General features: G+C 74.4%; 15 protein-coding genes. 6 read left to right on the forward strand and 9 right to left on the reverse strand.

The features are described 5' to 3' along the window. Positions 1 to 57 precede the first annotated feature (57 nt). Positions 58 to 1,581, forward strand: a complete 1,524-nt coding sequence (locus tag J116_RS17300; protein ID WP_023588334.1) for a sugar transferase — start codon at positions 58 to 60, stop codon at positions 1,579 to 1,581. 53 nt (positions 1,582 to 1,634) lie between these two features. Here the strand turns inward: J116_RS17300 and J116_RS17305 are convergent, their stop codons facing one another. Then, positions 1,635 to 2,675 (reverse strand): GDP-L-fucose synthase family protein, encoded by a 1,041-nt coding sequence (locus J116_RS17305; protein WP_394331488.1) that lies wholly within the window; start codon positions 2,673 to 2,675, stop codon positions 1,635 to 1,637. Positions 2,676 to 2,785: 110 nt separating this feature from the next. Here J116_RS17305 and gmd point away from each other — a divergent pair, with 110 nt between their 5' ends. From gmd to J116_RS17320, 3 genes are all read left to right on the forward strand, one after another. Beyond that, on the forward strand, positions 2,786 to 3,799 hold the full coding sequence (gene gmd / locus J116_RS17310; protein WP_023588336.1) for a GDP-mannose 4,6-dehydratase: 1,014 nt from the start codon (positions 2,786 to 2,788) through the stop codon (positions 3,797 to 3,799). A gap of 264 nt (positions 3,800 to 4,063) precedes the next feature. Next, the gene (locus J116_RS17315; protein ID WP_023588337.1) at positions 4,064 to 6,775 is read left to right on the forward strand and encodes a CBM96 family carbohydrate-binding protein; all 2,712 of its coding nucleotides are present in this window, start codon (positions 4,064 to 4,066) and stop codon (positions 6,773 to 6,775) included. Between the two features lie 68 nt (positions 6,776 to 6,843). Then, complete coding sequence (locus J116_RS17320) at positions 6,844 to 7,587, forward strand: hypothetical protein (RefSeq protein ID WP_023588338.1); 744 nt, start codon at positions 6,844 to 6,846, stop codon at positions 7,585 to 7,587. 93 nt (positions 7,588 to 7,680) lie between these two features. Here the strand turns inward: J116_RS17320 and J116_RS17325 are convergent, their stop codons facing one another. Continuing rightward, the gene (locus J116_RS17325) at positions 7,681 to 8,805 is read right to left on the reverse strand and encodes a glycosyltransferase (RefSeq protein WP_028964178.1); all 1,125 of its coding nucleotides are present in this window, start codon (positions 8,803 to 8,805) and stop codon (positions 7,681 to 7,683) included. An 11-nt stretch (positions 8,806 to 8,816) separates the two neighbouring features. Then, positions 8,817 to 9,356, reverse strand: a complete 540-nt coding sequence (locus tag J116_RS17330; RefSeq protein WP_023588340.1) for a WcaF family extracellular polysaccharide biosynthesis acetyltransferase — start codon at positions 9,354 to 9,356, stop codon at positions 8,817 to 8,819. Between the two features lie 277 nt (positions 9,357 to 9,633). Between J116_RS17330 and J116_RS17335 the strand changes: the two genes are divergently transcribed. Then, on the forward strand, positions 9,634 to 11,133 hold the full coding sequence (locus J116_RS17335) for an O-antigen polysaccharide polymerase Wzy family protein (protein ID WP_235617444.1): 1,500 nt from the start codon (positions 9,634 to 9,636) through the stop codon (positions 11,131 to 11,133). Positions 11,134 to 11,292: 159 nt separating this feature from the next. On the opposite strand, the gene J116_RS17340 is transcribed toward J116_RS17335, so the two are convergent. From J116_RS17340 to J116_RS17350, 3 genes are all read right to left on the reverse strand, one after another. Beyond that, positions 11,293 to 12,522, reverse strand: a complete 1,230-nt coding sequence (locus J116_RS17340; RefSeq protein ID WP_028964180.1) for an MATE family efflux transporter — start codon at positions 12,520 to 12,522, stop codon at positions 11,293 to 11,295. 71 nt (positions 12,523 to 12,593) lie between these two features. Then, positions 12,594 to 14,369 carry a lipopolysaccharide biosynthesis protein gene (locus tag J116_RS17345; RefSeq protein WP_023588343.1) on the reverse strand — a complete coding sequence of 592 codons (1,776 nt, stop codon included), beginning with the start codon at positions 14,367 to 14,369 and terminating at the stop codon, positions 12,594 to 12,596. Next, positions 14,366 to 15,676, reverse strand: a complete 1,311-nt coding sequence (locus tag J116_RS17350; protein WP_023588344.1) for a glycosyltransferase family 4 protein — start codon at positions 15,674 to 15,676, stop codon at positions 14,366 to 14,368. Before J116_RS17350 ends, J116_RS17345 begins: the two co-directional genes overlap by 4 nt. 138 nt (positions 15,677 to 15,814) lie before the next feature. Here J116_RS17350 and J116_RS17355 point away from each other — a divergent pair, with 138 nt between their 5' ends. Then, entirely contained in the window at positions 15,815 to 16,288 is a 474-nt protein-coding gene (locus J116_RS17355) for an adenylyltransferase/cytidyltransferase family protein (RefSeq protein WP_023588345.1), read from the forward strand. On the opposite strand, the gene J116_RS17360 is transcribed toward J116_RS17355, so the two are convergent. From J116_RS17360 to J116_RS17370, 3 genes are all read right to left on the reverse strand, one after another. Beyond that, on the reverse strand, positions 16,239 to 17,021 hold the full coding sequence (locus J116_RS17360) for a CDP-alcohol phosphatidyltransferase family protein (protein WP_394331509.1): 783 nt from the start codon (positions 17,019 to 17,021) through the stop codon (positions 16,239 to 16,241). The genes J116_RS17355 and J116_RS17360 overlap by 50 nt on opposite strands. A gap of 303 nt (positions 17,022 to 17,324) precedes the next feature. Continuing rightward, on the reverse strand, positions 17,325 to 18,470 hold the full coding sequence (locus J116_RS17365; RefSeq protein ID WP_023588347.1) for an LCP family protein: 1,146 nt from the start codon (positions 18,468 to 18,470) through the stop codon (positions 17,325 to 17,327). Between the two features lie 174 nt (positions 18,471 to 18,644). Then, positions 18,645 to 20,144, reverse strand: coding sequence for a peptide MFS transporter (locus J116_RS17370; protein ID WP_023588348.1), 1,500 nt, complete (start codon positions 20,142 to 20,144; stop codon positions 18,645 to 18,647). Positions 20,145 to 20,159 lie beyond the last annotated feature (15 nt).

Consider the following 20,159-nt stretch of genomic DNA (forward strand, 5'->3'; position numbering starts at 1 on the left):
GCCGAACCGACCTGGGCGGGGCGCACGGTTTTCCAAGCCTGGGGGGGCGTACGAATCTTGGGAGACACGGGAACCTATGGGGCTCGCACCACACGTCTGACCACCGTCCGCGACGCCGGGCGGACCCGGCGTCGCGCCCCGGCGGGCCGCCGCGCCAAACCGCGCTGGTACCTGCCGGCCGTCCTCGGCACCGACGCCGTCGTCACCGCCGTGTCCGTCGCCCTGGTCCTCGACCGGGCCCATCAGCCGCACCCGCTGCGGACCGCCGCCGTCGCCACGGTGGCCTGGATCTCCGTACGGGCGCTGCGGCACCGCTACCGCACCGGCGACCTCGGCGAGTCGCGCGGGGCGATGCCCGTCCTGCACGACTGGCTGATCCTCGTGGCCTCGCTCGCCGTCCTCGGCGTAGCCACCGCCCGCACCCCGCAGCCGTACCCGGCGCTCGCCGCGCTGCTGCCGTGCCTGGTCGCGGCCGTCGTGTGCCACCGCAGGCTGCACCGCCACCTCACCGCAGCCCGGCGCGCCGCCGAAGCCGTGGACCGGGTCCTCGTCGTCGGCGAGCCGGGCGTCCTGGAGGCCGCCGTCCATCGCCTGGCGTCGCGCACGGACCACCCGTACGCCGTCGTCGGCACCGTCGTCGCCGTGGACGATCCCCTCGCCGGAGTCCCTGGCGCCCTGGCGGAGGGCGCCCTCGCGGCCGCGGCGGCCGGCAGCGAGCGGCTCGACCCGGGCCTCGACGGCCGCGCCGCGGGGCACCACGTGGTGGAGGCCGCGCGGCGCCACGACGCCGAGCTGGTGCTCCTCGCCCCGGGCGCCAGCCTCACCGGCGACCGGCTGCGCGAGCTGTGCTGGGTGCTGCACGACGCCGGACTCGAGGTCGCCCTGACGCCAGGCCTGGTGGAGACGTCCGTGAAGCGGCTGACGGCCGCCTCCGTCGCCGGGCTGACCGTCCTGCGCGTCGAACCGCCGCTCCGCCACGGCGCGCAGGCCGCGCTGAAGTCCACCGTCGACCGATGCGGCGCCGCCCTCGGGCTGCTGCTCCTCGCGCCGCTGCTGCTCCTGCTCGCCGCGCTCATACGCCTGGACTCACCGGGGCCCGCGCTCTACCGGCAGGTGCGCGTGGGCCGCGACCAGCGGACGTTCACCATGTGGAAGTTCCGCAGCATGGTCACCGACGCCGACAGCCGCAAGGACGACCTCGCCACGCGCAACGAGTGCGACGGGCTGATGTTCAAGATGCGCCGCGACCCGCGCGTCACCCGCGTGGGCCGCTTCCTGCGCCGCACCTCCCTGGACGAACTGCCGCAGCTGGTCAACGTGGTGCGGGGCGACATGTCCCTGGTGGGCCCGCGCCCGCCGCTGCCCGACGAGGTCGCGGCGTACGACGCGACGGCGCTGCGCCGGCTGCGCGTCAAGCCCGGCATGACCGGCCTGTGGCAGGTCAGCGGCCGCTCGGACCTGTCCTGGGACGAAACGGTCCAGCTTGATCTCCACTACGTGGACAACTGGTCGTTCAGCAGCGACCTCGACGTGATGAGCCGTACGCTCCGGGCCGTCGTCGACGGCCGCGGGGCGTACTGATGGCGCCCGACCCGGCGCGCCCCGCCCGGCCGGGCCGGGCGCGCCCCCGGTGCCTACGCGTCGGCCGTGCGGGCCGGTTCCGTGCCGCCGTGGGCCAGCCACCACGCGTACGTCGCGGCGATGCCGTCCCGCAGCGGGACGCGGGGCTTCCAGCCGAGCCCGGTCAGCCGGGAGACGTCCAGCAGCTTGCGGGGTGTGCCGTCGGGCTTGGACGTGTCCCAGGCGATCCGGCCGGTGAAGCCGGTCACCTCCGCGACCGTCTCGGCCAGTTCACGGATCGTCAGGTCCTGCCCGCAGCCCACGTTGACCGGCGCGTCCCCGTCGTACGAGGCGAGCAGCGTCGCGCAGGCGTCGGCGAGGTCGTCCACGTGCAGGAACTCGCGGCGCGGGGTGCCCGAGCCCCACAGGGTCACCTCGTCGCGGCCGGCCTCGCGCGCCTCGTGGAAGCGGCGCACCAGGGCGGGCAGGACGTGCGAGGTCTCCAGGTCGAAGTTGTCGCCGGGCCCGTACAGGTTCGTCGGCATCGCGGAGATGTACTGGGCGCCGAACTGCCGCCGGTACGACTGGACCTGGCAGATCCCGGCGATCTTCGCGAGGGCGTACGGCTCGTTGGTGGGCTCCAGCGGGCCGGTCAGCAGCGCGTCCTCGCGGATGGGCTGCGGGGCGTGCTTGGGGTAGATGCACGACGAGCCGAGGAACAGCAGGCGCGGCACACCGGCGGCGTGGGCGCCCGCGATGACGCTGAGCTGGATGCGCAGGTTGTCCTCCAGGAACGGCACCGGCTGCGTGCTGTTCGCGAGGATTCCGCCGACCTTCGCGGCGGCCAGGACGACGGCGTCCGGGCGTACGTCCGCGAGGAACGCGCCGGTCGCGGCGGCGTCGCGCAGGTCGAGCGTGCCACGGTCGCGGGTGATCACCTCATGGCCGTCGGCGGTCAGCCTGCGGATCATCGCGGATCCCACGAGTCCGCGGTGGCCCGCGACGAATATCCGGGCCCGCGACGGCAGGTACGACGGCGACGGCGACGGGGCGGAGGACGACGACGGGGCGGAGGGCGGCGGTGCCGCCTGCGAGTCGGTCATGGGCCGGATCATGCCAGGAGCGGCGGCGCGACCCGCGCCCGTCGCCCGGATTCGCGTATACAGGCCAAGAGGACAACGGGGACGGGGCCGGTGCGCGGCTCCTCCGGGAGGGGATGCCACGCATGAGCAGGACCGCACTGATCACGGGGGTCACCGGGCAGGACGGCTCGTACCTGTCGGAGCTGCTGCTGTCGAAGGGGTACACGGTCCACGGCCTGGTGCGCCGCTCGTCCAGCTTCAACACGGAGCGGATCGACCACATCTACCAGGGCCCCCAGGAGTCCGGCCGGTCGTTCGTGCTGCACCACGCCGACTTGTCCGACGGGGTGGCGCTGGTGAACCTGCTGCGCGGGATACGGCCGGACGAGGTGTACAACCTGGGCGCCCAGTCCCATGTCAGGGTCTCCTTCGACGCGCCGCTGTACACCGGGGACGTCACCGGGCTCGGGGCGCTGCGGCTGCTGGAGGCCGTACGGGCGTCGGGCATCGAGACGCGCGTCTACCAGGCGTCGTCGTCGGAGATGTTCGGCGCGACCCCGCCCCCGCAGAACGAGCGGACCCCGTTCCACCCGCGCAGCCCGTACGGCGTCGCCAAGGTGTACGGCTACTGGGCGACGGTCAACTACCGGGAGGCGTACGGGATGTACGCCGTGAACGGCATCCTGTTCAACCACGAGTCGCCGCGCCGCGGCGAGACCTTCGTAACCCGCAAGATCACGCGGGCGGTCGCCCGGATCAAGGCGGGCCTCCAGAGCGAGCTGTACCTCGGCAACCTGGACGCCGTCCGCGACTGGGGGTACGCCCCCGAGTACGTGGAAGCGATGTGGCGGATGCTCCAGCAGGACGAGCCGACGGACTACGTCGTCGCGACGGGCGTCCCGGCGACCGTGCGGCAGTTCCTGGAGACGGCGTTCGGCCACGCGGACCTCGACTGGCGCGAGTACGTCCGGTACGACGCCAAGTACGAGCGGCCCAGCGAGGTGGACGCGCTGATCGGCGACGCCAGCAAGGCGGAGGAGCTGCTCGGCTGGAAGCCGGAGGTACGGGTGGACGAGCTGGCCCGGATCATGGTGGACGCCGACATCCGCCAGGTCCAGGACGAGCTGGCCGGGGTGACCGTCCGCGTGGACCGCTGAGGCGGGCGCGGGGCCGGCGACGGCTCCGAGGCGGCGCGCGGGACCGCTGACGCGTGCCCGGGCCGGTGGCCGCCGAGTCGCCGTCGCCGGTCCCCGGCGCCGCACCGCCTACCACTCTCCGTAGTTTTACGCGGAGTTGGCCAGAAATGGCCCAAGGGCCGCTACTGTACGGCTCATTCACACGTTTGGGCGACTGACCACGCGCCCGGCGGCACCGCGCCGGACGAGCGCTCACGGCGTCAAGACGTCCGTCTTGGGGGGTACATGAAGAGATCCAGAGGGCTGCACGCCGCCCTCGCCCTGTCCCTGGCGGCCGGTCTGGGGGCGGTCGCCGCTCCGCAGGCCACCGCACTCACCGCACCGGTGCCCTTCACCGCGGACGACCTGCCCACCTGGCAGACCAACGGCATCGTCTGGGCTCTCGCCGAGGCGAGCGGCGTGGTCTTCGCGGGCGGCACCTTCTCCGCCGTACGGCCCCCCGAGGGCGCGTCCGGCACCGAGCGGCAGGCGCTGAACTTCGTCGCGCTCGACGCGGCGACGGGCGCCCCCACCGACTGCCGGCTGTCGTTCACGGTCTCCTCCGGCACCGCCACCGTGCGCGCCCTGGCCGTGTCGCCCGACAAGCGCACCCTGTACGCGGGCGGCTACTTCGGCGCCGTCAACGGCATGCCCGTGTCCAGCGTCGCCGCCATCGACATCGCGACCTGCGCCCCGAAGGACCCCTTCAACGCGGCCTTCCCCGCCACCGTGCGCGCCCTCGCCGTCACCGACGACACGGTGTACGCGGGCGGCGACTTCACCACCGTCAACGGCCAGCCCCGCGCGCGGTACGCCGCCGTGGACGCGACGACCGGCGCCCTGCGGCCGTTCCGGGCCGACGTCGACGAGCCGGGCCGGGCCGTCGAGGTCACCCCCGACGGACGGCACGCCCTGCTCGGCGGCGACTTCTTCACCGTCAACGGCGCCTCCTCGCACGCCCTCGCCGTGGTGGACGCCACGACCGGCGCGAACGTCAAGACGTACCCGGGCTTCATCATGAACAGCTCGGTCGTCAAGGACATCGACACGGACGCCACCGGCTTCTACACCGCCAACGAGGGAACCGGCGGCTTCGACGGCCGGATCGCCCTGGAGCTGAACACCCTGGAGCAGCGCTGGCGGGACACCTGCCTGGGCGCCACCCAGGCCGTCGAGTCCCACAAGGGCGTGCTGTACAGCGCCTCGCACGCGCACGACTGCGGTCTCGTCGGAGAGTTCCCCGACGGCCGCCGCTACCACTTCCTCGCGCAGCCGACGACGTCCGTCGGCAAGCTGGGCTGGTTCCCCGACACCAACGACGGCATCGGGGAGGGCATCGGCCCGCGTGTGATCACGATCGCCGCCAAGGACGGCGTCGAATACCTGTGGTCGGGCGGCGAGTTCACCACCGTCAACGGCGCCCCCGCCCAGGGCCTCACCCGCTTCGCCTCCACCGGCGACACGGGCCGGCCCACCACGCCCGTCGCCGACGCGGCCAGCGTCAAACCGGGCGAGGTCCACGTCCGCTGGCGCACCAGCCTCGACCTGGACGACAGCCGCCTCACGTACAAGGTGTACCGGGACGGCGCGGCCACCCCGGTCGCCACCGTCGCCGCCGACTCGCTGCCCTGGCACCGCCCGCAGGCGTCGTTCACCGACACGGGCCTCACCCCGGGCACCACCCACACCTACCGGGTGACCGCCACGGACGGCGCCGGGAACGTCAGCGGCCTGTCCGCCACGGTCAGCGCCACCGTCGCGGTGTCCGCGCAGCCGTACGCCTCCCAGGTCATCGCCGACGGCGCCCAGCTGTACTGGCGCTACGACGACACGGTCACCCCGTACGTCGCGGACTCCTCCAACGGGGACACGAGCGGCCTCCAGTCCGGCGCGCCCGTCCAGGGCCAGCCCGGCGTGGTCGCGGACGGCAGCAAGGCGTTCGGGTTCGACGGCGTGGACGCCAAGGTGTACAGCGACCGGCGGGTCACCGTCGGCGACGCGTACACGATCGAGACGTGGTTCAGGACCACCACGACACGCGGCGGCAAGCTGATCGGGTTCGGCAACAACACCACCCGCAACAGCGGCCGGTACGACAAGCACATCTACATGAACAACTGGGGCCAGCTGTACTTCGGCGCCTACGACGGCACCGCCCGCTACCTCAGCACCCCGGGCACGTACAACGACGGCAAGTGGCACCACGTCGTCGGCACCCAGGGCCCCTCCGGGATGACCCTGTACGTCGACGGCAGGCGCATCGGCGGCAACGGCTACTCCGGCCACGAGCGGTACGCCGGGTACTGGCACATCGGCGGCGACGCCGTCGGCAACTGGCCGTCCCGCCCGTCGAGCAACTACTTCGCCGGGCAGCTCGACGAGACCGCCGTCTACCCGACCGCGCTCACCGCCACCCAGGTCGCGGGCCACTACGCGCGCGCCTCCCAGAAGGGCGACACGGTCACCACCGTGACCCCGGTCGCGGACACGTACGTCAACGGGGCCTCCACCGGCACCAACTACGGCGCCGCGACCTCGCTGGCCGTGCGCGGCAGCGCCGCCTACGAGACGTACCTCCGCTTCACCCTGCCCGCCGCCCCCGCCGGGACGCGGCTCGCCGGGGCGTCGCTGGAGGTCCGCACCGACTCGTCGGCCACCGCCGGGTCCACCGACCCCGTGCTGGTACGGCCGGTCACCGGCGCCTGGTCGGAGACCGGGGTCACGTACGCGACGAAACCGGCGGTCGGCACCCGGGTGCTGGGCACGCTCACCCCGCCCGCGGGCCCGAGCTCCGGCGCGTCCGTCCAGCTCGACCCGGAGGCCGTCGCCGCCGCGCTGGGCGGCGACTACAGCGTGGCGCTGACCGGCGGGGGCACGGACGCCCTGTGGCTCTGGTCCCGCGAGGCCCCCGCCTCGGGCGGCACGCCCCGGCTGACCCTCACCTTCTCCCCGCTGTAGCAGCGCGCGGCCGGGGCGGCGCGCCGACGCGCCGCCCCGGACCGCGCACCCACCACCAGGAGCCGTACATGCGCACCCACCTCCGCCGTCCCGTCGCCACGTCCCTGGCGCTGGCGGCGGCGCTCGCCCTGGCGGGCTGCTCGTCCGGCGACTCCGGCCGCTCCGGCGACCCCGGCTCCGGTCGTACGGAGGGGGCGGCGGCGCCCGCCACGGCCCCGGCCTCCCTGTCGGCGGCCGAACGGGTCGCCGGGGAGCAGGACGGCGCCGCGACCACCGGGCCCAGCTCCGCGCCCGGTGCCGCGCCCGCGCCCGAAGGCACCCCGGCCGGGCCCGTACGGCCCGACGCGGCGCTCACCCCGGCCACCGGCTCGTTCACACCGAAGGAGAAGCGGTACCTGAGCGGCCGGGTCCCGCAGGCCGTCGATCCCGCCGCCGTCCTCGACGTGGGTAAGGAGACCTGCCAGCGGATCTCCCGGACCGCCAAGCACGACAAGGACGCCGCCGCGGCGGCCGTCGTCGCCGGGGACCTGCGCGACGCCGACGACGCCGTCACCCACCTGTGCCCCGACCAGCGCCCGGTCCTCGACGCGGCCGAGGGCGGCTACCCGGACGGCACCCACGCCTCCCCGGCCGCCGGCCGCTACCGGACCGTGTCCGCGGGGCCCGGCTGCTCCTGGCAGGTCACCGACGCGAAGGGCACCCGCGTCGCCGGAGGCCCCGCCCCCGGCGCCACAGGACCGCACACCCTCACCATCCCGCCCGGCGCCGCCCGCTTCGAGTCCAGCGGCTGCTACGCCTGGCTGCGCGCCTGAACGGCGACGGCCTGACGGGGGCCCTGACGGCAACGGCCTGACGGGGCGAGGGTCTTTCGGCGACGGCTGCCCGACGGCGCCAGGCCTTGGCCGCTACGCCCGGCGGCGGTCCGCCGCCCCGCCGTACACGGCCAGCAGCTCGTCCACCACGGCGTCCATGGAGAAGGCCGAACCGGCCAGCGCGTGCGCCGCCGCCGACGCCTTCTCCGCCACCTCCGGCTCCAGCAGCTCCAGGACGGCGCCCGCGAGGCCCGACGCGTCCGCCACGACCCGGCCCGCGCCCGCCTCCCGGACCGCCGACGCCAGCCCGTTCGACTCGGTCACCACGGCCGGGGTGCCCACCGACAGTGACTCCAGCACCGACATCGGGAACGGCTCGTCCACCGACGGCAGCACGTACACATGCGCCCGCCGCAGCTCGTCCAGCACCTGGGCCGAGCCCAGCGCGCCCACGCACTCCACCCGCTCGCGCAGCCCCAGCCGGTCGATCAGCGCCCGCACGGCGGGCAGTTCACCCTCGTCGGGGCCCGCCACCACGAACCGCGCGTCCGGGTGGCGGCGCAGCACCTCCGGCGCGGCGGCCACGAAGTCGCACGGACGCTTGCGGGCCTGCAGCCGCGCCGCGTACAGAATCCTCGGCGGCCCCCCGGGGGCGGGCCGCGCCTCCTGCCGGGGAACGCCGTTGACCAGCCGCACCGCGTGCGGCAGCGGCTCCCCGACGACCGCGTCCAGGCCGCGCCGCTCGTGCGCGGTGAGGTGCAGTACGGCGTCGGCGCCGCGCAGCACCCGCCGTACGGCCACCGCGTCGAGGACCTTCGCCAGGAGCCGGTCGCTGGGGTCCACCATGCCGTGCGTCTGGAGCACCAGCGGCACCCGCGCGCGCAGCGCGGCCAGCGCCACCGGCAGGGTCACCAGGTCCCGGGCCAGGTGCACGTGGACCACGTCGGCGCCCCGCACCAGGCGCCCCGCTGCGGCGAGCAGCGCCGGTGAGGTGATCCCGCTGAAGCCGAGCGGCAGCAGCCGCCGCGCCGGGTACAGCCGGGCGGGCACGCCCTCCACGTCCGTCGGCGGTACCGGCCCGGACCCGTCGGCCAGGGCCAGCAGGCGCGGGTCGTGACCCCGCTCGCGCAGCCCGTGCGCCAGGTTCAGGGCGACCCGTACGGGCCCGCCGAACGCGCCGGTGGGGGAGTGCAGGGTGACGGCGTGCAGGACGCGCAGGGAAGCGGCGGTCACATGGGCTCCTCGACGGGGCGGCGCGTGCCGTCCGCGGTGTGCAGGGTCAGCTCGGGCAGGTCCCGGTGGAGCACGGCCCCGGCGCCGACGACGGAGTGGCGGCCGACGCGGGTGCCGGCGAGGACGGTGGCGCGGGCCGCGACCCAGGCGCCGTCCTCGACGGTGATGGGCGCGTTGCGGTACCGGAAGCCGGCGGCGCGGTGGTCGTGGCTCCCCGTGCACAGCAGCGCCTCCTGCGAGACGCAGACGTGCGCCCCGAGGGTGACCGGCTCCAGGTTGAGCAGCCAGGCGCCCTCACCGATCCAGGTGTGGTCGCCGACGGTCAGCTTCCACGGCCACAGGACGCGCACCCGGTGCCGTATGAGCACGTTCTCGCCGATCGTCGCGCCGAACGCCCGCAGCAGGGCGACCCGCAGCCGGGCCGGGCACCACCAGGCCGTGAAGACCAGGTTCATGACGGCGAACCACAGGGCCTGGGTGAGCTTGCCCCGGCCCTTGTCGTACCCGGCCAGCGTGAACGCGGACAGGTCGCGCATGCGTCGGATTCCCCCCTGTTGCGGCCCGATGCGGAACGACCGTCAGATTAACGGCTGGTGGCTCCCGCTCACAGGGCATCGCGGGACGCGCTCGTTAGACTGCGCGGAACACGGGGACGGGGGGTACGGAGTGACGGCCGACACGACACCCCGCGCCACGCCCGCCGACCCGCCCGGCGCACCGCCCGGCGCACCCGGGGGCGCGCTGTCCGGTGGCGGACCGCCCGAGGGCCCGCCGCCCCGCACGCCGTCGGGCCACGCGCCCCGGCCCGTACCGCTGCCGCCGCCGTTCCGGCCGCGCACCCTGCTGTCGCGGGCGCTGTCCGTGCCGCTCGTCCTGGGCCTCTCCGGCTTCCTGCCGCTCGTCGTCGTCTCCCAGTCCGGCGAGGGCCCGCGCGACGCGGCGTTCTGGCTCCAGGCCGTCCTCACCGTGTACTGCGGGGTGCGGCTGTCCGCGATGGTGCTGACCTCCCGCCGCAAGCTGCTCCAGGCGACGTTCTGGATGTTCTGCTACATGGCGATGGGCGTCGCCCCGCTGGCGCAGGCCGTCCTCGGGCGTGTCCCGACCCCGGTCGTCGGCCCGCGCGAGGACCTGGTCCAGGCCGTGTCGCTGGTCCTGCTGGGCTGTTTCGCCTTCGACGTGGGCGCCCTCCTCGCCCGGTACCGCACCCCCCGCCACCGCGAACGCGGCAGCGGCGGACGGGACTCCGGGCGGGAGTCCGGGCGGGAGACCGGGCGGGCCGCCGACCCCGACGGGCGGCCCGTGCTGATCCACCGCAGGCGCCTGATGCTGCTGGTCCTCGCCGCCTTCGCGTGCGGCGGGCTTCTGATCGTCAAACTGGGCGGCCCCGCCGTCTTCTTCAGCAGCCGCCAGGAGATCATCGCCAGCATCGAGGACGCGGGCGTCTCCGGCGACGGCTCCCAGGCGGGCCAGGCGTTCCTGCGCGGCTTCGGCACGGTCCCGCCGCTGATCGCGCTCCTCGTGTACACGCGCTGGCTGATCACGTCCCGCCGGGCCCGCCGCACCTGGTCCGTCGTCACCGTCTTCGGCGCGCTCGTCGTCCTGAACGTCATCGTCAACAACCCGGTCTCGAACCCGCGCTACTGGTTCCTCACCGTGCTGTTCGCGCTGCTGTTCACCGCGTTCCCGGTGAGCGCCGCCATGTACCGGGCGTCCCTGAGCCTCGGCGTGGTCGTCGCGCTGCTCGTCTTCCCGTTCGCCGACCGCTTCCGGTACGACGAGAACAACGCGCGCCAGATCGAGACGACGTCGTTCCTGGAACCGCTGGCGCTGAAGGACTACGACCAGGTCGGCATGTTCGCCAACACGATCACCTACGTGGAGTCCGGGCAGGGCCACACGTACGGCTACCAGCTCGCCGGGTCGCTGCTGTTCGCCGTGCCCCGCTCGGTGTGGGCGGACAAGCCGTCCGACACGGGCGTGATGGTCGGCGAGTGGATGGGCGCCGTCAACACCAACCTGTCGTCCCCGGTGTGGGCGGAGCTGTGGATCGACTTCGGGCCCGTCGGCATGACGGCGGGCATGGCGGCCCTCGGGTACGCCGCCGCGCGCGTGGACCGGCGGGTGGCACGGCGCGCGGTGCGGGGCTCCCCGACCGGCAGCCTGCTGCTGATCACGGCGCCGCTGGTGGCGGGGTACTCCTTCATCCTCGTACGCGGCCCGCTCCTCCAGGCCACCGGCAAGGTCGCCATCGCCGCGCTGTGCCTGGCGCTCATCGCCACGTACCGCACCGACCGCGGGGCCCGCCTGGGCTGACGGACCCCGCTTCCCCGTACGGATCCTCGTGCGGCGGGCGCGCCTCCCGGTACCGCGCCCCTCACGCCCGGGTCCGGCCTGGCGAGCAGACCGTGACCGAGCCGACCGTCACCACGTGGCACGCGACCGGCTCCGCCGCGCGACCGCCCGTACCGCCCCTCACACCCCCGCGACGGCGGCGGCCTCGGGGGCCCGGTCCGCCCGGCGCCGTACCCGGGCCACCCGCACCCACGCGGCCAGGGCCTTCGCCGCCGAACCGCCCGCGAGGCCCCACGCCGCGCCGACCGCGCCGCCCGCCGCGAACCCCGCGTACAGCAGCGCCACCGACAGCAGCGAGAACACCACCTGCACCGGCAGCGTCTCGCGCGGGCTCAGCACCCGCAGCGTCAGCAGGGCGCTCACGCCGAGGCCCATCAGCGTGTACTGCGCGGCCGACGCGGGCAGCAGCGCCGCGACCGCCGGCCACGACTCGCCCAGCACGCGGCGGCCCCAGCCGTCCGGCAGCAGCCACCACACCCCGCCCCACACCGCGCCCGTCGCGGCGAGCGCGCACCCCAGCAGCAGCGTCACCCGCACCACGGACCGCCCGCCGCCGAGCCGGTTCAGCAGCGGCGGCCCGAAGCCGTTCGCCGCGCCGAAGAACACGTTCAGCGGCCCGAACAGGGCGGAGGCGCCCCGCAGCGCGCCCACCGCGAGCGGGCCGCCCACCAGACCCAGGCACAGCACGGCGACCTGGCTGGAACCGTTGCCCACCGCGAACTCCACGACGAACCGCCGCCCCAGATGCCCGCGCCGCAGATACCGCCGCACCTGCGCCCGCGCCCCCGCCAGCGGCCGCCGCAGCAGCAGCCCCGCCACCAGGAGCCCCGGCAGCGCGGCCAGCCCCCAGGCCAGTACGAGCCGCGCGGGCGACGCCCCGGCGGGCTGCGCGGCAAGCACGGCCACCGTCGAGGCGAGCCGCAGCCCGTCGGCGGCCAGCGCGTGGTGCGGGCGGCCCAGCAGCGAGAAGCAGTACCGTGCCGCGTCCTGGAGCAGCACCACCGGCAGCACCGCGCCCAGCGCCACCAGCGCCCGCGCGCCCGGCGGCAGCACGACACCCGCCAGCGCCAGCACCACCCCGGTGGCGAGCGCCCCGGCGGCGGTGAAGGCCAGCGCCGAGCGGCAGGCCGACGCCACCGCGCCCGCACCGCCCCGCACCAGCACCAGCGCCTGCCCGACGTACGCCATGAACAGGCCCAGCGCCACGGTGAACACCAGGTACACCATGGAGAACTCGGCGAACCCGGCCGCCGTCGAGAGCCGCGCGGCCAGCACCAGCACCAGGATGTTCGTCAGCCCCGCCGCGCCCTGGTCCAGCACGGAGGCCACAGCGGCCGTACGCCCCCGCAGCGCCCCTCCGGCCACGCCGGGTCCCGTGCCCGGACCGCCCGGACCGCTTCCTGCCCCGATCCCGGCCGTGCTCACGGCTGGTCGTCGGGCGGGGTGACGGTGCGCAGCGCCATCGTCGTGGACGGGTCCTCGTACCGGCCCGCCGCAGGCCCAGCCTCCGCACCGCCCGCCCGGCCGCCGGCCCGCGCGGGCCGGGGGACCGCACCGCGCGGCTGCCCGTGCGAGCCCTTCGTCCCCCGCGAGCCCTTCCCGGCCGCCTTCGCCGCCTTGGCGGCCTTACGCCCCTGGCGCCCGCCCTTGCCGCGCTGGCCCCGGTGCATCACCGTGCCGAGCACCGTGCCGCCCGCGCCCGTTATCAGGTCCCGCAGCCGGGCCAGCTGCGAGCGGTGCACCCCGCGCGGGTCGCACACGACCAGCACCCCGTCCACCCGGTCCACCAGCGCCAGCGCGTCGGCGTACGCGAACACCGGCGGGGTCAGCACGATCACCGTCACGTTCGGGTCGTCGGCCTCCTCCACCAGCCGGGACATCTCCGGCGACGTCAGGGCACGCGCCACGTTCCGCACCCGGGCGCCCGGCACCAGGTCGAACGTGCCCGACTCCCCGGCGTCCACGACCAGCCGCCGCCCGGCGGGCCACGCGTCGCCTTCGCCGACGTCCAGCGTCCAGGCGGGCCGGCCGATCTCCCGCGCCCGCAGCTGCCCCTCCAGCGACGGCTGCCGCAGCTCCGCCTCCACGATCAGCACCCGTTTGCCGGTCTCCGCGAACGACGCCGCCAGGTTGACCGCCACCGCCGCCGCCGTACGGCTGGAGCCGCGCGGCGCCGCCACCAGCAGCCGCCGCCGGTCCGCGAACCGCTGGTCGTACGCCAGCCGGTAGGCGATGGACCGGTACTCCTCCGCCAGCGGCGACTCCTCGCGGTCCTCCGTCAGCAGCGGGTCCGTCTCGCGGGTGCGCGGCAGCGAGCCGAGCACGGGCGCCCGCAGGGCCCGCGCCACGTCCCCCTCGGAGCGGGCCGCCGGGTCGAACACCAGCCGCACCCACGCCATCAGCAGACCCAGCGCCACACCGACCGCCCCGCCGAGGCCCAGCGACAGCGCCCAGCCGGGCCCGTCCGACGAGGTGGGCGGCGTCGCCGTCCTGATGACCTTGCCGGGCGTCACGTCGAGCGCCTTCAGCTTGCTGATGCGGTTGCTCAGCTCGGTGATCCGGTTGAGGAGGTTCGCCTTGACCGCGAAGTCCGCCTCCGCCTCGGCGCCGGTCCGGCCGTCCAGCTCCTCGTCCAGCTCGTCGTGCTGCCGGGCGATCGGCGCGAGCTGCGCCTGAAGGCCCTTGATCATCGTGTCGCGGGTCTGCTCGGTCTGCTCCCTGCGGTCCGCCAGGTACGCCGCGACCAGCGCGTTCGCCCGACGCGCCGACAGGTCCGGGTCGGCCGTCGTGTAACTGAACCGCAGCACCTGCGACTTGGGCGGATTGGTCACCTGGAGACCGGTGACGAGGTCCGCCGGGTCGCCTGGGAAGTCCAGGGCCTCGGCGGCGCGTTCGGCGGTACGTCGGCTGGTGGCGGCCTGCCGCTCGGTGTTCATGTCGAGGGTCTTCTCGACGGCGATGGACGGGTTGAACGGGTCCTCCGTCGGCACCCGCAGCACCACGTCGCTCGTCGCCACGTACGTGTCGGACGTGCTGTACCCGAGCCAGGCGCCGCCCAGCAGGCCGAGCAGCACCCCGCCCGCGATCAGGCGCGGGTACCGCAGCAGCTGCCGGAACTGGTCCCGCAGCAGGTCCGGTTCGTCGTCCACCAGGACCGGCGGCGCCCCCGCCCCCGGTCCGCCGTGCACCTGGTTCACCTCTCCGCTCCTTCCACCCCGGCACCCCCGTCACCCGAGGCCCCCTTGACCCCCGTGCCCGCCAGCACCTCGTCCAGCAGGGCGTCGTACCGGGCCAGCCCCGCCGCCCGGCTCAGATGCGCGGCCACGTGCCGGGGCCCCTCGGCGCCCAGCGCGTCCGCGGCCTCCGGGTCGGCGGCCAGCTTCCGTACGGCCTCCAGCAGCGCGCCCGGGTCCTCCGGCGGGACCAGCACGCCCGCACCCGAGCGCCGCACCTCCTGCGCCGTGCCGCCGCCGTCCGCGACCGACGCCACGACGGGCCGCCCGGCCGCGAAGTACGACGTCAGCTTGGACGGCACGCTCATGTCCAGCACCGACGCCCGCTGCGTCACCGCCAGCACGTCCGCCGCCGCCAGCACCTCCGGGAACTCCGCGTCCTCCACGGGCGGCAGGAACTCCAGGTTCGGCACGCCCGCCGCGAGCCGCCCCAGCGCCTCCCGCTGGTTGCCGTCGCCCATCAGCACCACCCGCACCCCCGGATCGAGCCGGGCCGCGCCGACCAGCACCTCCAGGCCCTGCTTGAGGCCCATGTTCCCGGAGTGCAGCACCACCGTGTCGTCCGGCGCCCAGCCCAGCCGCAGCCGCGTCTCCCCACGCGGCCGCGAAGGCGCCGCCACATGCGACCAGTTGGGCACCACCCGGATCCACCCTGGCGGCACACCCAGCGCGGTCACCCGCGCGGTGAACGTCTCGTGGATGACCCCGACCAGCGTGGCCCGGCCCAGCACGTACGCCTCCACGCGCGCCGCCGCCGCAGCAGCCCGGTCACCGCCCTCTATGCCGCTCTGCGCGGCCGCCGCCCCCATCAGATCCTGCACGACCGGGACGAACGGCACCCGCCAGCGCGCCGCGAGCCGCGCCGCGACCACACCCCCGGCGAGGCTGGGCAGTTGGGCCACCACCGCGTCCGGCCGGGGCATCCGGGGCGGCGCCGCCAGCTGGTGCGCCAGCAGCGAACCCTCGAACAGCGCGCGCCGCACCGCCGTCTGGCGGCTCGGCACCGTGTGGCGCCTGCGGTGCACGGTCACACCCCCGCGCACCTCCGTGCGCCGCCACGCGCCCCGGTACGCCGGATCGACGGACCAGGACGGATAGTGCGGCATCCCCGCCAGCACGTGCGTCTCATGGCCGCGCGCCGCCCAGTGCTCGGCGACCTGCGTCGCGTACGGGCCGATCCCCGTGTGCTCCGGCGCGTAGTTGGTGGACACCAGCAGCAGGCGCCGCCGCCGTGCTTCCCCGTCCCGGCCGGTCCCGTCCGCGTCCCCCATGCGAAGCCCCCCTCAGACGAACGATCGCTCGCCGCACCCTAATCGTTCACCTGTCCCCCGCGAAGTGTGCGCGGTACTGTCACCCGGGACGAGCCCAGACACGGGGGGCGGACCGTTCCAGAGGGGGGCAAGCGAGTCATGTCGGAGCGCAAACCATACCGGGTGGGATACGCACCGGGGGCCTACGATCTTTTCCACATAGGCCACTTGAACATCCTGCGGCACGCCCGGCAGCAGTGCGACTACCTCGTCGCGGGCGTCGTCTCGGACGAGATGGCGGAGCGCGCCAAGGGCCACCGCCCCGTCATCCCGCTCATCGAACGGCTGGAGATCGTCCGCAACATCAAGTACGTGGACGCCGCGTTCGTCGAGACCGTCCCCGACAAGCTGGAGACGTGGAAGCAGGTCCGGTTCGACGTCCTGTTCAAGGGCGACGACTGGCGCGGCACCCCGCGCGGCGACCGGCTGGAGAAGGACTTCGCGACCGTGGGCGTGGACGTCGTCTACTTCCCGTACACGGTGCACACGTCCAGCACCCAGCTGCGCCGCGCCCTCGACGCCCTCAGCGGGCCGCCGGTTGCCGCCCCGCAGGGTGAGCAGCGGGGCGGCTGAGCTCCCGGAACCACTTCGCCAGGAACAGCGGCAGGTACAGCACGGCGGCGGCGCCCAGCAGCCCGTACCCCCACAGGAACAGCGGCCCGCCGCCCAGCAGCAGGAACACCAGGCAGAACACGCCGTGGTCCACGGGCAGCAACGCCACCGCGCGCAGCGTCGAGGGGGCGGGCGCGGCGGCTCCGGGCGCGGCCTTCCGCTTCAGCTGCTCGGTGAGCAGCCCGCCGAAGAACGTCACGATCGAGGCGAGCAGGAACACCAGCGGCACCAGCAGCAGCACGTCCGACCCGGTGCCGAAGTGGCCGGGGTGCCGGTAGAACGCGACCAGCACGGCCGAGTGCAGCGCGGTCGTCTTGGCGCAGTCCACCACATGGTCCAGCCACTCCCCCGCCGGGCTGCCGCCGCCGCGCAGCCGCGCGAGCTGCCCGTCCGCCGAGTCGAAGGCGAAACCGACCGCGAGCGCCAGCCACACCAGCGCCCCCGCCCACCAGGAGGGCGCCGCCAGCGCCAGCACCGCGATCCCGCCGAAGCCGAACAGGGCGCTGACGAGCGTGACCTGGTTGGGCGTGAGCCCCACGACGTACGACCCGGCCGCGAGGACCCGGCCCGCCGGGCGGTTCACGAACCGCGAGTACAGCGACACCCCCTTCGCCGACTTCTGCGCCCCGGCCAGCCGCCGCAGCGCCTCGCCCCCCGACATCCGCGCCGCCGTCCCGCTCGCCGTCCCGGCCATCGCCACCCCCTGGTCCATGAGACCGCTCATGATGACAGCCCACCCGGCCCCGGACACCCCGTTCCCCCCAGGATCAAGCCGCCCCGGGGGCCCGCCCCCCGCCCCCGCCCCCCGTCCCTCGCCCTCAACCCTCACCCCCCATGGCCGCTCCACGGCACCCGCCCCGCTCACCGACGCCCGCCCCGCTCACCGACGCCCGCCCCGCTCACCGGCACCTCGCCCCGCTCACCGGCACCCCGCCCCACCCACCTGCACCCGCCCCACTCAGGGCCCCGCCCCCCACTCCGCGACCGGACGCCCCGGTCAGCGGGCCGCCGCAGGGGACTTCCGGGCCGACTCCGGTATGGGGGCGTCCTCCCGTATCGCCTTCCACAACGTGCCCGCCTGCGGCTCTGCGGGGACGACCCGGTTGGGGTCGGCCTTGTCGTACGAGACGGGCAGCATGATCGTGTCCATCGCGACCGGGTCGATCCCGCGCATGCTCCGTCCGAAGTCCACCAGCGCGGGGAGCGAGGCGAGCTCGGAGTCGGTGGTCAGCGACTTGGTCAGGGACGCGGCGATGCGGAACGTCTTCGCCGGGCTGCCGAGCAGGTCCTGCCGCTGCACCTCGCGCAGCAGCGCCATCAGGAACTGCTGCTGGAGACCGATGCGCCCCAGGTCGCTGCCGTCGCGGTACCCGTACCGGGTGCGGACGAACTTCAGCGAGTCGGTGCCGTCCAGCCGGTGCGTGCCGGGCTCCAGGGTGAAGCCGCCCTTCGTGTCCCGTATCGGCTCGCGGACCTCGACGGTCACCCCGCCCAGGTCGTCCACCAGGTCCTTGAAGCCGGCGAAGTCGATCTCCATGAAGTGGTCGATGCGGACGCCCGACATCTGCTCGACCGTCTTCACGACGCAGGGCGCGCCGCCCGTGCCGTACACGGAGTTGAACATCACGCGCGTGGCGGGCGCGGTCTCGCCGCCGTCCGGCTTCGCGCAGGCCGGGCGGTCCACGAGCGTGTCGCGGGGTATGGACACGGCGACGGCCTTCGTACGGTTCTCCGACACGTGCACCACCAGCGCCGTGTCCGACCGGGCCCCGCTCACGGCGCCGCCGTCGAGCGCCGCGTTGTCCCCGGCGCGCGAGTCGGAGCCCAGGACCAGCAGGTTCGTCGCGCCGAGCGCGCTGGGCGCCTTGCGTGGCCGGTCGTCACCGAGCGCCTTGCCGATGTCCACACCCTTGATGTTCCCGTCGAGGCTGCTGTACGCCCACCAGCCCCCGCCGGCGGCCGCGAGCAGTAGCACCGCACAGCCGCCGCCGACCCACCGCCACACCCGCCGCCGACGCGGCGCACCCCCGGCGCCGCTCTCGGCACCCTCCGCGTCCGTACCCGCGCCGCCCGTATCCGCGCCGACTGCGTTCGCGCCGTTCGCGTCGTCCGCCCCGGCGACCGGCTCGCTCCTGCCCGCCATCTATGCCCCCCTTTGACACTGATCGCTGAACTATAGGCGCGCCCACCCACCCTGCGGGAGGCCTGTGGACAACGCCCTGTGGACAACGTCCTGTGGGCAATGAGGAACGGGCCCGTACGCCGAAGGGGCGCCGCACCGGTACCCGGTGCGGCGCCCCTCACGGTCGCGCGACGGTCAGTGCACGCCGCCCATCAGCGGCTGGACCCGCTTGCGGAACATGAAGATCGCGACACCGCCGAGCACGGCGATGGCGCCCTGGCTGGCGAACCACCACTCCGTGTCGGTCGGCGCGCCCACCAGCTGGAGCAGCGAGATCACGGACGAACCGGCGGTCACGGCGAGGAACCAGACGCCCATCATCTGCGACGCGTACTTGGCCGGGGCCAGCTTCGTCGTCAGGGACAGGCCGACGGGGGAGAGGGTGAGCTCACCGACGGTCTGGATCAGGTACACCGACGCCAGCCACAGCGGGGTGACCTTCACGCCGCCCGCCGACGCGGTCTGCGCCAGCATCATCACGAAGAAGGAGCTGCCGATCAGCACCAGGCCCGTGGCGAACTTGCTCAGCGTGCTCGGCTCCTTGCCGCGGCGCGACAGCGCCACCCACAGCCAGGCGAAGACCGGCGCGAGCGCCATCACGTACAGCGGGTTCAGCGACTGGAACCAGCTCGACGGGAAGTCGAGGCCGAACAGCGTGTTCGCGGTGTTGTCCTTGGCGAACAGGGTCAGCGTGGAACCGGTCTGGTCGTAGATCGCCCAGAACGCGGCGGCGGCCACGAAGAACCAGGCGTACGCCGACATCCGGGACCGCTCGACCGGCTCAAGCTCGCTGTCGCGGCGCACCTTCACCAGGTAGTACGTCGGCAGGGCCAGGCCCAGGATGGTCAGCGGCCACAGCACCCAGTCGATGGTGAACTGGCCGCTCAGGCCGACCAGACCGTACGCGGCGGCGGCCACGGCCAGCCAGATCAGGCCGCGCTTGAGGACACCGGCGCGCTCGGCGGGCGTCAGCGGGGCGGGCACCTGGTTGGACTCGGGGGCCAGGCTGCGGAAGCCGAAGAAGTAGAAGAGCAGACCCAGGCCCATGCCGACACCGGCCATCGCGAAGCCGAGGTGCCAGTTGATCGTCTGGCCGACGAGGCCGATGCTCAGCGGGGCGGCGAAGGCACCGAGGTTGATGCCCATGTAGAAGATCGTGAAGCCACCGTCACGGCGCGGGTCGTTCTTGTCCCGGTACAGGTGGCCGACCATCGTGGAGATGTTGGCCTTCAGCAGGCCGGAGCCCGCCGCGATGAACGCCAGGCCGAGGAAGAACGACGCCTCCATCGGCAGTGCCAGCAGGAAGTGGCCGACCATGATGATCGTGCCGGAGATGGCCACCGTCTTGCGGGCGCCCCAGACACGGTCGCCGAACCAGCCGCCCGGCAGGGCGAGCAGGTACACCATCGCGTTGTACACCGAGTAGATGGCGATGGCCGTGGCGTCCTCGAAACCGAGACCGCCGTCGGCCGCCTGGGCCGACAGGTACAGCACGAGCAGGGCGCGCATGCCGTAGTAGCTGTAGCGCTCCCACATCTCGGTCATGAAGAGGTAGGCCAAGCCGCGGGGGTGGCCGAGGAAGGTCTTCTCGTAATCCGGGATACCGGTCGAGTCCTTCGTCAGGCTGGACGCCATGGTCGATCCTTGTTC

The organism is Streptomyces thermolilacinus SPC6 (assembly GCF_000478605.2).
Taxonomy (GTDB): domain Bacteria; phylum Actinomycetota; class Actinomycetes; order Streptomycetales; family Streptomycetaceae; genus Streptomyces; species Streptomyces thermolilacinus.